The sequence below is a fragment of the Pseudomonas sp. WPR_5_2 genome (assembly GCF_003634475.1).
In the GTDB taxonomy this organism is placed as follows: Bacteria; Pseudomonadota; Gammaproteobacteria; order Pseudomonadales; family Pseudomonadaceae; genus Aquipseudomonas; species Aquipseudomonas izuensis.
The window spans coordinates 70,440-84,092 of the sequence record NZ_RBLA01000005.1 but is presented as its reverse complement, the minus strand read 5'-3'; the positions used below and the strand labels follow the sequence as shown (position 1 = coordinate 84,092).

At 60.4% G+C, this 13,653-nt stretch carries 9 protein-coding genes; 6 read left to right on the top strand and 3 right to left on the bottom strand.

Annotated elements, in window-relative coordinates; all coding sequences use genetic code 11:
- The first annotated feature begins 118 nt into the window (after window positions 1-118).
- From BJ917_RS18755 to BJ917_RS18740, 4 genes are all read left to right on the top strand, one after another.
- Complete coding sequence (locus BJ917_RS18755; protein ID WP_177435600.1) at window positions 119-2,263, top strand: cytochrome-c peroxidase; 2,145 nt, start codon at window positions 119-121, stop codon at window positions 2,261-2,263.
- 151 nt (window positions 2,264-2,414) lie between these two features.
- Entirely contained in the window at window positions 2,415-3,707 is a 1,293-nt protein-coding gene (locus tag BJ917_RS18750) for a GGDEF domain-containing protein (RefSeq protein WP_121104058.1), read from the top strand.
- Window positions 3,708-3,792: 85 nt separating this feature from the next.
- Window positions 3,793-5,589 carry an acyl-CoA dehydrogenase C-terminal domain-containing protein gene (locus BJ917_RS18745; protein ID WP_121104057.1) on the top strand — a complete coding sequence of 599 codons (1,797 nt, stop codon included), beginning with the start codon at window positions 3,793-3,795 and terminating at the stop codon, window positions 5,587-5,589.
- Window positions 5,590-5,855: 266 nt separating this feature from the next.
- Window positions 5,856-7,634 carry an acyl-CoA dehydrogenase C-terminal domain-containing protein gene (locus tag BJ917_RS18740; protein WP_121104056.1) on the top strand — a complete coding sequence of 593 codons (1,779 nt, stop codon included), beginning with the start codon at window positions 5,856-5,858 and terminating at the stop codon, window positions 7,632-7,634.
- 227 nt (window positions 7,635-7,861) lie between these two features.
- Here BJ917_RS18740 and BJ917_RS18735 read toward each other — a convergent pair whose 3' ends face one another.
- Window positions 7,862-8,791, bottom strand: a complete 930-nt coding sequence (locus BJ917_RS18735; RefSeq protein WP_096514641.1) for a LysR family transcriptional regulator — start codon at window positions 8,789-8,791, stop codon at window positions 7,862-7,864.
- A gap of 169 nt (window positions 8,792-8,960) precedes the next feature.
- Between BJ917_RS18735 and BJ917_RS18730 the strand changes: the two genes are divergently transcribed.
- Window positions 8,961-10,244 (top strand): aspartate aminotransferase family protein, encoded by a 1,284-nt coding sequence (locus tag BJ917_RS18730; protein ID WP_121104055.1) that lies wholly within the window; start codon window positions 8,961-8,963, stop codon window positions 10,242-10,244.
- Window positions 10,245-10,451: 207 nt separating this feature from the next.
- The gene (locus BJ917_RS18725) at window positions 10,452-10,610 is read left to right on the top strand and encodes a YqaE/Pmp3 family membrane protein (RefSeq protein WP_003228885.1); all 159 of its coding nucleotides are present in this window, start codon (window positions 10,452-10,454) and stop codon (window positions 10,608-10,610) included.
- A gap of 117 nt (window positions 10,611-10,727) precedes the next feature.
- Here BJ917_RS18725 and BJ917_RS18720 read toward each other — a convergent pair whose 3' ends face one another.
- Both BJ917_RS18720 and pqqE read right to left on the bottom strand, forming a co-directional pair.
- A complete protein-coding gene (locus BJ917_RS18720) occupies window positions 10,728-12,554 on the bottom strand; it encodes a S9 family peptidase (RefSeq protein WP_121104054.1) in 1,827 nt (608 codons plus the stop codon).
- Complete coding sequence (gene pqqE / locus BJ917_RS18715) at window positions 12,520-13,632, bottom strand: pyrroloquinoline quinone biosynthesis protein PqqE (RefSeq protein WP_177435601.1); 1,113 nt, start codon at window positions 13,630-13,632, stop codon at window positions 12,520-12,522. The genes BJ917_RS18720 and pqqE overlap by 35 nt, the downstream gene beginning before the upstream one ends.
- Between the last annotated feature and the right edge of the window lie 21 nt (window positions 13,633-13,653).

The following is a 13,653-nucleotide window of genomic DNA, read 5'->3' as shown; positions in this document are numbered from 1 at the left end:
GTCAACTTAAAGTTGGCGTGAATACGCGTGCGGGCAGAAAAGTTCATGGCGATGAGTTCATCTCGCAACAGGTCAACCCCGGAGCCTGGCTACTCCGTACTGAATCGAGAATGTCATCATGGTTAAGTGCTTGAGCATCTTTCGAAGCCATCACATGGTTAGTGTGGTGGCGGGCGGTTTACTTGCCATCAGCCTGCCGGTCATGAGCGCTTTTGCCGCTGATGCGCCCGTAGCCAATCCGCCGGTGGTACCCGATGTACCCAGCCTGCAACCGCTGCGCGGTATGGTGCCACCTGATCCTTCGGGTACCGAGGGCGGGCGCAAGGTCGACCTGATGACCGACTATGTGGTCAATCGCTCGGCGGCGGTGCTCCTGGGCAAGGCACTGTTCTGGGATATGGAGATCGGCAGCGACGGTTCCACCGCTTGTGCGTCCTGCCACTTCCACGCGGGTGTGGATCACCGCACCACCAACCAGATCAACCCAGGGCAGGCCAACACCAACGCGAACGTCTCGTCGATCTTCAACAAGCCGTTCATCGCCTCGGGCATTCCAGGCGACGTGCCGAGCTACACCACCAAATCGGGAGGCAAGGGCGGTCCGAATTACCTGCTGAAGAAAAACGACTTCCCGACCCATGTGCTGGCTAATCCGCTGGATCGCAATTCGGCGATTGTCTATTCGACTGACGATGTGATCGGGTCACAAGGCGTGTTCGACGCCAACTTCGTCAAGCCCCGTCAGGCGCGTTTCGACAAGTGCATTCAGCAACCCGATGGTATCTTCCAGGTGGGCGGCATCAACGTGCGCCGCGCCACCGGGCGCAACGCGCCCACGGTGATCAACGCCGCGTTCAACGTGCGCAATTTCTGGGATGGCCGGGCGAATAACATCTTCAACGGCTTCTCTCCATTCGGCAATCGCGACCCGGATGCCGGGATCTTCGTGACCAGCGATCGCAGTGGCGTGGCGACCAAAGTCAGGCTGGCGCTCAAAGATGCCTCCGCCGCCTCGCAGGCGGTAGGCCCGCCCGGCAGCCCGGTGGAAATGTCCTGCGGCGGACGTACCTTCGCCGACATTGGCCGGCGCATGCTTGACACCTTGATGCTCAAAGGGCAACGGATCGCGTCCACCGATTCGGTATTGGGGCCAGTGTCCGGCGCCCGCCGGCCGACCTACCGCGAGCTGATCAAGAACGCCTTCCAGCCACGCCTGTGGAATGCCACGCAGCAGGTCTCGCTGGGCGGTGCGCCGTACACCCAGATGGAAGCGAACTTCCCGCTGTTCTTCGGACTGGCGATTCAGATGTATGAGTCCACGCTGATCTCGGATCAAGCGCCGCTGGATGCCTACTTGCTGGGCGATCATACGGCCATGAACGACCAGCAGGTCCAGGGCATGAACCTGTTCCTGGGCAAGGGCAAGTGCATCAGTTGCCACGGCGGTGCGGAATTGACCAACGCCGGCAGCCGGTTGCTGTTCCATCCTCGGGAACGTATCGAACGCATGGTCATGGCCGACAACCTGACCACGCTCTATGACAACGGCTTCTACAACACCGGGGTGCGTCCAACCTCGGAAGACCTGGCAGTCGGTGGCTCGGATGCCTGGGGCAATCCGTTGTCCTTCACTCGCGAGTACAACACCGTGCTCCAGGGCGGCCAGATCCCTGACCCGCTGGAAGTCGATGTGTGCACCTTCGAAGCGCCTTTGAGCCCGGCGATTCCTTGTGATCCGACGCTCAAGCCCAGTGTCGGTTTCCGCGACGCGGTCGATGGTGCCTTCAAGACGCCAACCTTGCGCAACATCGCGTTGACCGGGCCGTACTTCCACAACGGCAGTCGCGCAACGCTGCAACAAGTGATGGAGTTCTACAACCGCGGCGGCGACCGGCGTGGCGAAGATGCCAGCAACACCAGCGGCTTCGAGCATCCGGCGGTCAATCAGCACAACGGCTCAAACCTCGATCCGGACATGACCCCGCTGAACCTGACCCCGGATGAAGTGGATGCATTGGTCAAATTCATGGAAGTCGGCCTGACCGATCCTCGGGTTGCGTGGGAACGGGCGCCGTTTGACCATCCTTCGCTGGTACTGCCTCAGGGCGAAAAAGGTGATGAAAACTCGGTCGGGCAAAAACCGGCCAGTCCGAAGATCACTACCCGGCAGGCGCAGGACGCCGAATTCCAGCTCAGACCGGTCGGTGCCGAAGGTCGCACACGTATGGAAGGGCCATTGCAACCGTTCAACAACGACCTGTAACAGGTTTTCCCCTTGCGTCACTGGTGGCTGATGGACGCCAGTGACGCCCTTTTACAAATACCTCAGTATTTCACTCAGCAAATCGAGGGGGCTGCCGTTAAAGTGGTGGGCACAGTGCCATCAATCGCTATGACGGTCGGAGCTTTTACCCTTGCCGCGTTCTTCCGCTGTACGTTTCAGTCATTTCCTGCCGTCATTGCTGCTGTTACTGGCGGGGCTTGCGGCTGCGTACGTCAAGGATCTGAACGTCTTCTTCACCTCGCTATTTAACGTGCTGCCGACCCTGGTGCTGCTGCTCGGTGGAGCTTACTGCGCGGTTTACCGACGTCAGCGTGAGCTGTTTCTGATGGTCACGGTGTACATCGCTTACTTCCTGCTCGACACCCAGACCGACTACTACCGCGACAACGGCAAGGTGCGTGAGGACGCTGCCGTGGTCTTCCATTTGTGTTGCCTTCTATTGCCGTTGCTGTTTGGCGTGTTCGCCGCGTGGCAGGAGCGAACGCATCTGTTCCAGGACATGGTGGCGCGTTTCGCCGTGTTGCTGGCGGTAGGCAGCGTGGCGCTGGGGCTGGAACAAAGTTATCCGCAGGCGTTGTTGATTTGGCTGTCGGAGATCCGCTGGCCAGCCTTGCATGGCGCCTGGATGAGCCTGATCCAGCTGTCGTACCCGGTGTTCATCGGCTCATTCCTGTTGTTGGCCTGGCAGTACTGGCGTAACCCCAGACCGCTGCATGCCGCGCAACTGGTGGGTTTGCTCGGGTTGTTCTGGATGTTGCCGAAAACCTTCATTCTGCCGTTCACCCTGAACATCATGTGCAGTCAGGTGATGTTGATGATCGCTGCCGCCGTTGCCCATGAGGCTTATCAAATGGCCTTCCGCGACGAGTTGACCGGGCTGCCGGGCCGTCGCGCCTTGAACGAGCGCATGCAGCGTCTGGGGCGCAACTACGTGTTGGCCATGAGCGACGTCGACCACTTCAAGAAATTCAACGATACCCACGGCCACGATGTTGGTGACCAGGTGTTGCGACTGGTGGCCAGCAAACTGTCGAAAATCAGTGGCGGCGGTAAGGCGTATCGCTACGGCGGCGAGGAATTCGCCCTGGTGTTTGCAGGCAAGACGCTCGAAGAGTGCCTGCCGCACCTGGAAGTGATCCGCGAATCCATCGCCAGCTACAACATTCATCTTCGCAATCAGGACAGCCGTCCGCAGGATGATAGCCAGGGGCGTCAGCGTCGTTCCGGTTCCAGCGCTTCGAGTGTGTCGGTCACCGTCAGCATCGGCGTCGCCGAAAGGGTTGAGCAACGCACTCCCGAAGAAGTGCTCAAGTCCGCCGACCAGGCGCTCTACAGCGCCAAGGGCGCCGGGCGTAACTGCGTCGTGGCCTTCGGGCAGAACCGCCGTGGCGCCGTGCGCAGGGAAGCCGCTACGGTTGAGTGATGATGACGCATTCAGCGTCTGGACTGTGATTGTGAGGCGTGGTTGCCGGCAGTAGGTTGATGAAATCTGCCGCCGGAGAATGACCATGCCCAAGTACAAAGCTCCTCTGCGCGATATGCGCTTTCTGATCGACCACGTCTTCGATTTTCACAGCAACTACGCGACGCTGGGAGCCCATGACGCCAGCCCGGACATGATCAACGCGATCCTCGAAGAAGGCGCGAAATTCTGTGAGAACGTGCTGGCACCCCTCAATCGCAGCGGTGACGAAGAAGGCTGCCATTTCGACAATGGCGTGGTGACGACGCCTACAGGCTTCAAGCAGGCGTTCGCACAATACGTGGAAGGCGGCTGGCACGGACTGGCAGCCGATCCGGCGTATGGCGGGCAGGGTTTGCCCAGTTCCCTGGGGCTGGTCATCAGCGAAATGGTAGCCTCCAGCAACACTTCCTGGGGCATGTACCCGGGCCTGACCCACGGCGCCATGTCGGCGATCCATGCCCATGGCACCGAAGAACAGAAACAGACCTACCTGAGCAAACTCACCGCGGGCCAGTGGACTGGCACCATGTGCCTCACGGAAGCCCACTGCGGCACTGATCTGGGCCTCATCAAGACCCGTGCCGTCCCCGAATCCGACGGCAGTTATGCAATCACCGGCAGCAAGATCTTCATCTCTGCCGGTGAACACGATATGAGCGACAACATCATTCACCTGGTGCTGGCCAAGCTGCCGGATGCACCGTCCGGCACCAAAGGGATTTCACTGTTCATCGTACCCAAGTTCCTGCCCGATACCGCGGGCGAGGCAGGGGAGCGCAATGGCGTGTCCTGTGGCGCCATCGAACACAAAATGGGCATCAAGGCTTCGGCCACCTGCGTGTTGAACTTCGACGGGGCCAAGGGCTATTTGATCGGTGAAGCGAACAAGGGCCTGAACTGCATGTTCACCATGATGAACCACGCACGCCTGGGCACCGGCATGCAGGGGTTGTGTCTGGGCGAGGCCAGTTTCCAGGGTGCGATCAAGTACGCCAACGAGCGCTTGCAGATGCGCGCGCTGACCGGCCCGAAAGCGCCGGAACAGGCGGCCGACCCGATCATCGTTCATCCCGACGTTCGGCGGATGTTGCTGACCATGAAGGCCTTCAACGAAGGCAATCGCGCATTGACCTATTTCACTGCGCAATTGCTGGATGTTGCGCACTTGAGCACGGATGAAGCGGCGCGTCAGGAGGCCGAAGACTTGCTGGCGTTCCTGACGCCGATCTGCAAGGCGTTCATGACCGAAACCGGCCTGGAAGTAACTAACCATGGCATGCAGGTGTTCGGTGGCCATGGTTTCATTCGTGAATGGGGCATGGAGCAGCTGGTTCGTGACTGCCGGATTGCACCGATTTATGAAGGCACCAACGGCATTCAGGCCCTGGACCTGCTCGGACGAAAAGTCCTTGGCAGCCAGGGCAAACTGCTGCGTGGCTTTACCAAAATCGTCCACAAATTCTGCATGGCGAACGCCGGGCATCCGCAGTTGGCCGTCTATGTGGCCCAACTCAATGAGCTGAATCGGCAATGGGGCGAGTTGACGGCCCGGGTCGGCATGGCAGCGATGAAAAATCCGGATGAGGTTGGGGCCGCATCGGTGGATTACCTGATGTACAGCGGCTACATCATTCTCGGTTATTTGTGGTTGCGCATGGCGTTGGTGGCGCAGGCACGGTTGGAGGACGGAAGCGGTGATGCCGATTTCTGCCGGGGCAAACTGGCAACCAGCGAGTTTTACTTCAAACGGTTGTTGCCGCGTACGGCCGCGCATCGGGCGGCGATCGAGGCAGGGAGTGATTGCCTGATGCAATTGCCGGCGGAATTGTTTTCGCTCTGACGCCTCCCCCTGTAGGAGCGAGCTCTGCTCGCGATGGTCGTGAACGAAAACGCGTAAAATCAGGTGCCCAGCGGCGCCATCGGGTTTTTCGCGAGCGAGCTCGCTCCTACAGTTTCATCCTTTCACCCTCGCACATGTCGATGACTAAAAATTACAAAACGGTCATGTGTCGACCCTATGTGTCGCAAAAGTTGTTGGGGTACACTCCGACCCATTGAATACACTATCCCTGTGAATCACCTGCTTAAGATCTTGCGAGGTTTGCCATGGCTGACTACAAAGCGCCCCTGCGCGATATGCGCTTCGTCCTCAATGAAGTGTTCGAGGTCGCCAAACTCTGGGCCGAGCTGCCGGCGCTGGCCGATACCGTCGATGCTGAAACGGTCGAAGCCATTCTTGAAGAAGCCGGCAAGGTCACCAGCAAAAGTATTGCACCCCTGAGCCGCGCGGCTGACGAGGAAGGTTGCCATTGGGCGGACGGTGCCGTCACCACCCCAGCGGGTTTCCCACAGGCTTATCAGACCTACGCTGAAGGCGGTTGGGTCGGCGTCGGTGGCGATCCGGCCTACGGTGGCATGGGCATGCCCAAGGCGGTTTCGGCCCAGGTCGAAGAGATGGTCAACTCCGCGAGCCTGTCGTTCGGCCTGTACCCAATGCTGACCGCCGGTGCCTGTCTGTCGATCAACGCCCATGCCAGCGAAGAACTGAAAGCGGCGTACCTGCCGAACATGTACGCCGGTGTCTGGGCCGGCTCCATGTGCCTGACCGAGCCGCACGCCGGCACCGACCTGGGCATCATCCGCACCAAGGCCGAGCCTCAGGCCGATGGTTCCTACAAGGTCAGCGGCACCAAGATCTTCATCACCGGCGGCGAACACGACCTGACCGAAAACATCATTCACCTGGTGCTGGCCAAGCTGCCGGACGCCCCGGCGGGGCCGAAAGGCATTTCGCTGTTCCTGGTGCCGAAGTTCCTGGTCAATGCCGATGGCAGCCTGGGTGCACGTAATCCGGCGAACTGTGGTTCGATCGAACACAAGATGGGCATCCAGGCCTCCGCCACCTGTGTGATGAACTTCGACGAAGCCGTGGGCTATCTGGTCGGCGAGCCGAACAAGGGCCTGGCGGCGATGTTCACCATGATGAACTACGAGCGTCTGGGCGTCGGTATCCAGGGCCTGGCCAGTGGCGAGCGCTCTTACCAGAACGCCGTCGAATACGCCCGTGATCGTCTGCAAAGCCGTTCGCCGACCGGCGCGCAGAACAAGGACAAAGTGGCCGACCCGATCATCGTCCATCCGGACGTGCGCCGCATGCTGCTGACCATGAAGGCCTCGAACGAAGGCGGCCGGGCGTTCTCGACGTACGTTGCCATGCAACTGGACACCGCCAAGTTCAGCGAAGACACCGCGACGCGCAAGCGCGCCGAAGACCTGGTGGCGCTGTTGACCCCGGTGGCCAAGGCCTTCCTGACCGACCTCGGCCTGGAAACCACGATTCACGGCCAACAGGTATTCGGCGGTCACGGCTACATCCGTGAATGGGGCCAGGAACAACTGGTGCGCGACGTGCGCATCACCCAGATCTACGAAGGCACCAACGGCATTCAGGCGCTGGACTTGGTGGGGCGCAAGATCGTCGGCAGCGGCGGGGCGTTCTACAAGCTGTTCGCCGACGAGATTCGACACTTCACCGCAACCGCCAGCGCTGAACTGGCGGAGTTCACCAAGCCGCTCAACGATGCCGTGACCACCCTTGACGAACTGACGGCCTGGTTGCTGGACCGGGCGAAGACCAACCCGAACGAAATCGGTGCGGCGTCGGTCGAGTACCTGCAAACCTTCGGTTACGTGGCCTACGCCTACATGTGGGCGCTGATGTCCAAGGCGGCTTTGGGCAAGGAAGCGCAGGACGATTTCTACGCCAGCAAACTGGGCACGGCGCGGTTCTATTTCGCCCGCCTGTTGCCGCGGATTCACTCGCTGAGCGCATCGGTCAAAGCCGGAAGCGAGTCGCTGTTCCTGCTCGACGCAGCGCAGTTCTGACCCTGTCACGTCATGTAAGCATTCTCTTACATGACGTGCTGCTGTTCTCCCATAGATGCAGATTGGATCCACGGCTAATCTACTTCACATGGACGTCGCGCAGGAAGCGCAAAGCAACAACACGGACACGTAGGATTCTGCCAGGACGGCGGAGTGAAATGGATGTCAGGGAAACAGTCTGCAAAGCCCCGCTTCGGCGGGGTTTTCTTATGCCTGCGAAAAAGTATTCAACTCAGGCCATCTATTTCCGGCGCGCTGTTCAAGCGTTCATCCGGCCGGTTCATCACCTCCTCAAGCAAGGTGCGCAGCAACGCCAGCGAGGCCTGTTGCCGTTGCACATCCCGGCACACCAACCCGACTTTCAGTGGCACCCGTGGTTCGCTCAGGGGTTTCCACAGCAGATCCTTATTGCCGTGGGCCTTTTGTGAGCGCCCCGGCAGTACGGTCGCCAGCCGCGTGTGTGGCAGGCTGCCGAGAATCCCGGCCATATTGTTCAGTTCGGCTTGCACCTGTGGCCGGCGTCCCAGGTTTGCCAGTTGCGCTTGCCAGATCTGCCGCACTTGAAACTCTTCGCCCAGTAATAGCATGGGCAATTCGGCGGCCTGGCTCATGGAGACTTTCTTGAATTCCCGCAAGGGGTGCTCCGCCGGGATCACAAGGGTCAGTTCATCTTCATACAACATCACGCCATGCAGTCCCGGTTGCCGGGGCGGCAGGTAGCTGATGCCGATATCCAGGGAACCATTGAGCAGTCGTCGCTCGATCTCCAGACCCGTCAGTTCATAGATCTGCACCACCAGATGCGGTTGCTCTTTACGCACCCGTTCGAGCATCTGCGGCACCAGGCTGGTATGTACGGTCTGCAAGACCCCGATGGCCAGCGTACGCAGTGCCTGCCCCTTGAAATTGCCCAGCGCTTCGCGTGCCCGTTGCAGGCCATCGAGCAATGGCAGGGCGTGGTTGTACAGCGTGTGGGCCGCCAGGGTCGGCAACAGACGTTTGCTGCTGCGTTCGAACAGGCTGACATCGAGGGCTTGTTCGAGGTGGCGGATCTGTTGGGACAGCGCTGGTTGCGAGATGGACAGTCGTTCGGCGGCGCGGCCGACATGGCCTTCTTCATAGACCGCGACGAAATAACGCAGTTGTTTGAAATCCATAAGTAATGCTTATTGAAAATGCTCGGAAATCGAAATGGCTCGGCGCCTTGTCTGAGCCTAGTCTAACCGCATTCACAAGGCTTACAGGGCCACAGAGCGCGATGAATACCGTTTGTTTCAATGGTGTTTGCATAGGCAACGCAAAAAATCTCAAGCGGAAGCTGAACCCATGAACCTGTTCAGCCTGCGTCGTTCTTCACCGAGCCTCGATGATCTGGTGGCGGACGCTGCTTTCCCTACCGGGCACGACAACCTTTCCAGTGAGTGCCTGATGCCCAGTGTCGAGCGTCCGCAACAGGTTTTTGTTCGCGGCCAGGGGTCATGGTTGTGGGACAGCGATGACCGCGCGTATCTGGATTTTTCACAGGGCGGCGGGACCAACAGCCTCGGCCATAGCCCCAAGGCACTGGCTGACGCAATAACGTCGCAGGCTCAGTCGCTGATCAATTCAGGCTTTGATCTGCATAACCGCGGCATGCTCAACCTCGCCGAGCGACTGTGTATCAGTACCGGCAGCGACCAGGCGTATCTGCTCAACACGGGTAGCGAAGCCTGTGAAGCAGCGATCAAGCTGGCGCGCAAATGGGGTCAACAGCATCGCGGTGGCGCCTCGCGGATCATCGTTGCCAACAAGGGTTGTCATGGGCGTAGCCTGGGGACGATTTCGGCGTCGGACAGTTCGTCATTGATCAACCGATTCGAGCCGCAGCTTCCGGGCTTCAGCCATGTGCCGTTCAACGATCTTCCGGCGTTGCACGCCGCCGTGGATGAGCGGACGGTGGCGATCATGCTCGAACCTATCCAGAGCGAGGCCGGGGTGGTTCCGGCTACCGCGCATTACCTCAAGGGCGTTGAGCGCCTGTGTCGAGAACTCGGCATCCTGCTGATCTTCGATGAAGTGCAAACCGGCATCGGTCGGTGTGGCACCTTGCTCGCGGAACAGTCCTACGGCGTGCGGGCCGATATCCTGGTGCTCGGCAAAGGACTGGGTGGCGGTTTGCCCCTGGCGGCGTTGCTGGCACGGGGCAAGGCTTGCTGTTTCGACGTCGGCGAAATCAGCGGCAGCCATCATGGCAATGCACTGATGACCGCCGCGGGGCTGGCCGTGCTCGACAGTGTGCAGGACAAAGGATTTCTCGAGCATATCGGGGAATCCGCCCAGCACCTGCGCGAAGGTCTACAGCGTTTGTCCCATCGATATGGCCACGGCGAATTGCGCGGGCAAGGGCTGCTCTGGGGACTGACCCTGTCCGACGATTGCGCCGACGCCGTGGTCAAGGCCGCGTTGTACGAAGGCCTGCTGCTCAATGCCTCGCAACCCGGCTGTCTGCGCTTTACCCCGGCGCTGACTGTCACCAAGGCCAACATCGACGAAATGCTACTGCGCCTGACGCGCGCTTTCTCCCGTGTGCGTACTGCGCAAGTGCAGTGCCGCAAAGGGATCGCCGTCTGACCGGACGCGCCCTGAACGAATTCCCGAACCGTCTCGCGGTATAACGCGCGCCCCACACCTGATTCTTTTGGTGTGGGGCGTTTTTTTGCCTGCGAAATTGACTGCGATGGTTTGGGGGAGTGAAGAGATCTGTCTGAACCCTGAGCAACGGCACAGGTCGATTGTTTGTAAGGCTCGCATGAGCCGATTTCAATCAGGAGCTGCCCCATGGATTTTATTCGCATCATCATCGCCATTCTGTTGCCGCCGTTGGGCGTGTTTCTGCAAGTAGGATTTGGCGGGGCGTTCTGGCTGAATATTCTGTTGACGCTGTGCGGTTACATCCCTGGGATCGTTCATGCGGTGTATATCATCGCCAAGCGTTGAGTCTTGCGTTGCCGGGTAGATTGCTTTCGCGAACAGGCTCGCTCCCACAGGGTTTTGCGTGCACTGCAGATCCTGTGGGAGCGAGCCTGCTCGCGAACGGAACGACTCAATTTCTGTTTAGTTCGCGAAATCCATCACCCGCCGATAAAACAACCACTCCTGCTCCAGCGCATGGGCCTGATTGCCTGCCTTGCGGAACCCATGTCGTTCGTCCGCGTAGAAATGGGCCTCAACCAGAATGCCCTTGTTTTGCAGCGCCTCGACCATGCCACGGGTCTGCTGCGGCACGACCACGGCGTCCAGTTCCCCTTGGAAGAAAATCACGGGTACACGGATGTTGCCCGCATGCAGCAATGGCGTTCGTGCGGCGTAGCGCTCGGCGTCCTGTACGGGATCGCCGATCAGCCAATCGAGGTAGTCACCCTCGAATTTGTGGGTGGCCCGCCCCAATGCGACGGGATCGCTGACGCCATATAGGCTGGCGCCGGCCCGAAACACGTCGTGAAAGGCCAGTGCGCAAAGTGTGGTGTAGCCACCGGCGCTACCGCCGCGAATGAACGCCTTGTCACCGTCGATCAATTCTCGTTCAGCGAGATGGCTGACCACCGCGCAAGCATCTTCGACATCGACATCCCCCCAGCTCAAATGCAGGGCCTGTCGGTAAGCCCGGCCGTAGCCACTGCTGCCACGGTAGTTGAGGTCGGCCACGGCGAATCCCCGTTGCGCCCAGTACTGGATGCGCGGGTCGAGGATCGGGTAGCACGCGGAAGTCGGGCCACCGTGGATGAATACGACCAGGGGCGGTTTTGCGTCGCCGGTCATCGCCGGATAGAAGAAACCGTGCGCCTCGTTGGATCCGCTTGGATAGCGCAAGGTTTGCGGACGGCTGATCTGTTCGGCGGGCAAGGGCGCAATGCCGCCTGCCAGCACCTTGACCTGTCGGGTCTGACGGTCGATGGCGATCACCGCCGAGGAGCTGACCGGCGAGGCCGCAATGCAGTAAATGAATTGCTCATCCAGGGCGAGACTGCGGAAGCGGCTGTAGTCGCCGGTGAAATCTTCACAACTTTCCCCGTAAATACCCAAACGACCGAAACCGCCTTCGGTCCAACTCGCCAGATAGCGATTTTCGCTCAGCGGCAACCAGGTGCAGCCGCCGAGCTGCCAGGGGGCAGGGCCATGATCGGCCGCCGTGCTCGGCAAAGGGATCAGGCCGTTTGCCGACTCCACCCAGGGCTGCCAAAAACCGCCACGATCGGTCAGACAAAGCAACCGGCCACTGCTATCGAAACGGGGTTGTTGCAGGGATTCTTGAGCGCCGTCACCGGCCACGCAACGGGACGGGCCAAAGCCTCCGCTGTCCTGGCGCTCGGCAACCATTAAACGGGTCGCGGTCCAGGGTTGATCCGGGCGACTCCATTCGATCCAGGCCAGGCGTCGTGCATCAGGGCTGAGGGTCGGAGCCGCATAGAAATCGGCGCCTTCGGCCAGCAAATGGCGCTTGCCATCTGCCAGATCGATCGCCACCAGGCGATGTCGGTCGCGATTCTCTTCAACCGCCAGCACCTGACCGTTGGCGAACTGCAAGTCGCCGTAACGGCATATCCCGGAGGTCAGCACCTGGGGTACCTCGCCTTGCAGCGATTGGCGATACAACTGCTGGTCGGCCTCGTTGACGAAAACCACGCCGTCGTCTGTCAGACAAAACGCGCCACCGCCATATTCGTACACCCGACTGCGCGCGCTGAACCCCGGCGGTGTCAGGCAGTTCGCTGCGCCGTCGCGCCAATGCCAGAGGCGGCAAGCAGCATCCTCCGGGCGGTATTCGTTCCAGAACAGGCCCTGTTGGCCGACCTGCAGTTCGGCAAAATCGATGCCGGCCGCAACGGCTTTGGCGGCGCTGAAAGGTTCAGCTCTTGGCGATGAGGCGTGAGTTTCGTTCATTGCGAAAGGCCAGTTGGTCGATGGTCTGGGTCGCGTGCTCAGCCTCTTCGCGAGCCTTGAGGATCACGCCGTGATGGGGCGACTTGCTGCACACCGGGTCGGCGTGGCTCGCATCGCCGGTGAGCATGAACGCCTGGCAGCGGCAGCCGCCGAAGTCTTTTTCCTTCTCGTCGCAGGAGCGGCACGGCTCGGGCATCCAGTCATAACCGCGAAAACGGTTGAAGCCGAACGAGTCGTACCAGATGTGCTGCAGGCTGTGGTCGCGCACGTTGGGAAACTGCACCGGCAGTTGTCGGGCACCGTGACAGGGCAGCGCGGTGCCGTCCGGCGTGACGGTCAGAAAAATACTGCCCCAGCCGTTCATGCAGGCTTTGGGGCGTTCTTCATAATAGTCCGGGGTGACAAAAATCAGCTTGCACGGATGCCCGGCGGCTTCCAGTTTGGCGCGGTATTCGTTGGTGATGCGTTCGGCGCGCACCAGTTGCTCGCGGGTCGGCAACAGCCCGACGCGATTGAGCTGCGCCCAACCGTAGAACTGGCAGGTGGCGAGTTCGACGAAGTCCGCCTCCAGGGCGATGCACAGCTCGATGATGCGGTCGATCTGGTCGATGTTGTGCCGATGGGTGACGAAATTCAGCACCATCGGATAGCCGTGGGCCTTTACCGCGCGGGCCATGGCCAGCTTCTGCGCGAAGGCCTTTTTCGAGCCGGCCAGGAGGTTGTTCACCTGTTCGTCGCTGGCCTGGAAACTGATCTGGATATGATCGAGGCCGGCCTGCTTGAAGTCGCTGATTTTCTGCTCGGTCAGGCCGATGCCGGACGTGATCAGGTTGGTGTAGAAACCCAGCTGGCGCGCCTCGGCAATCAGCTCGGCGAGGTCCTGGCGCACCAGCGGTTCGCCGCCGGAAAAGCCCAGTTGCGCCGCGCCCATTTCCCGCGCTTGGCGAAACACCTTGAGCCACTGCTCGGTGCTCAGCTCCTGGCCTTGCCCGGCGAAGTCCAGCGGGTTGGAACAGTACGGGCATTGCAGCGGGCAGCGATAGGTCAGCTCGGCCAGCAGCCACAGCGGCAGGCCGATGTCCGGTGTGGGCGGTAACGT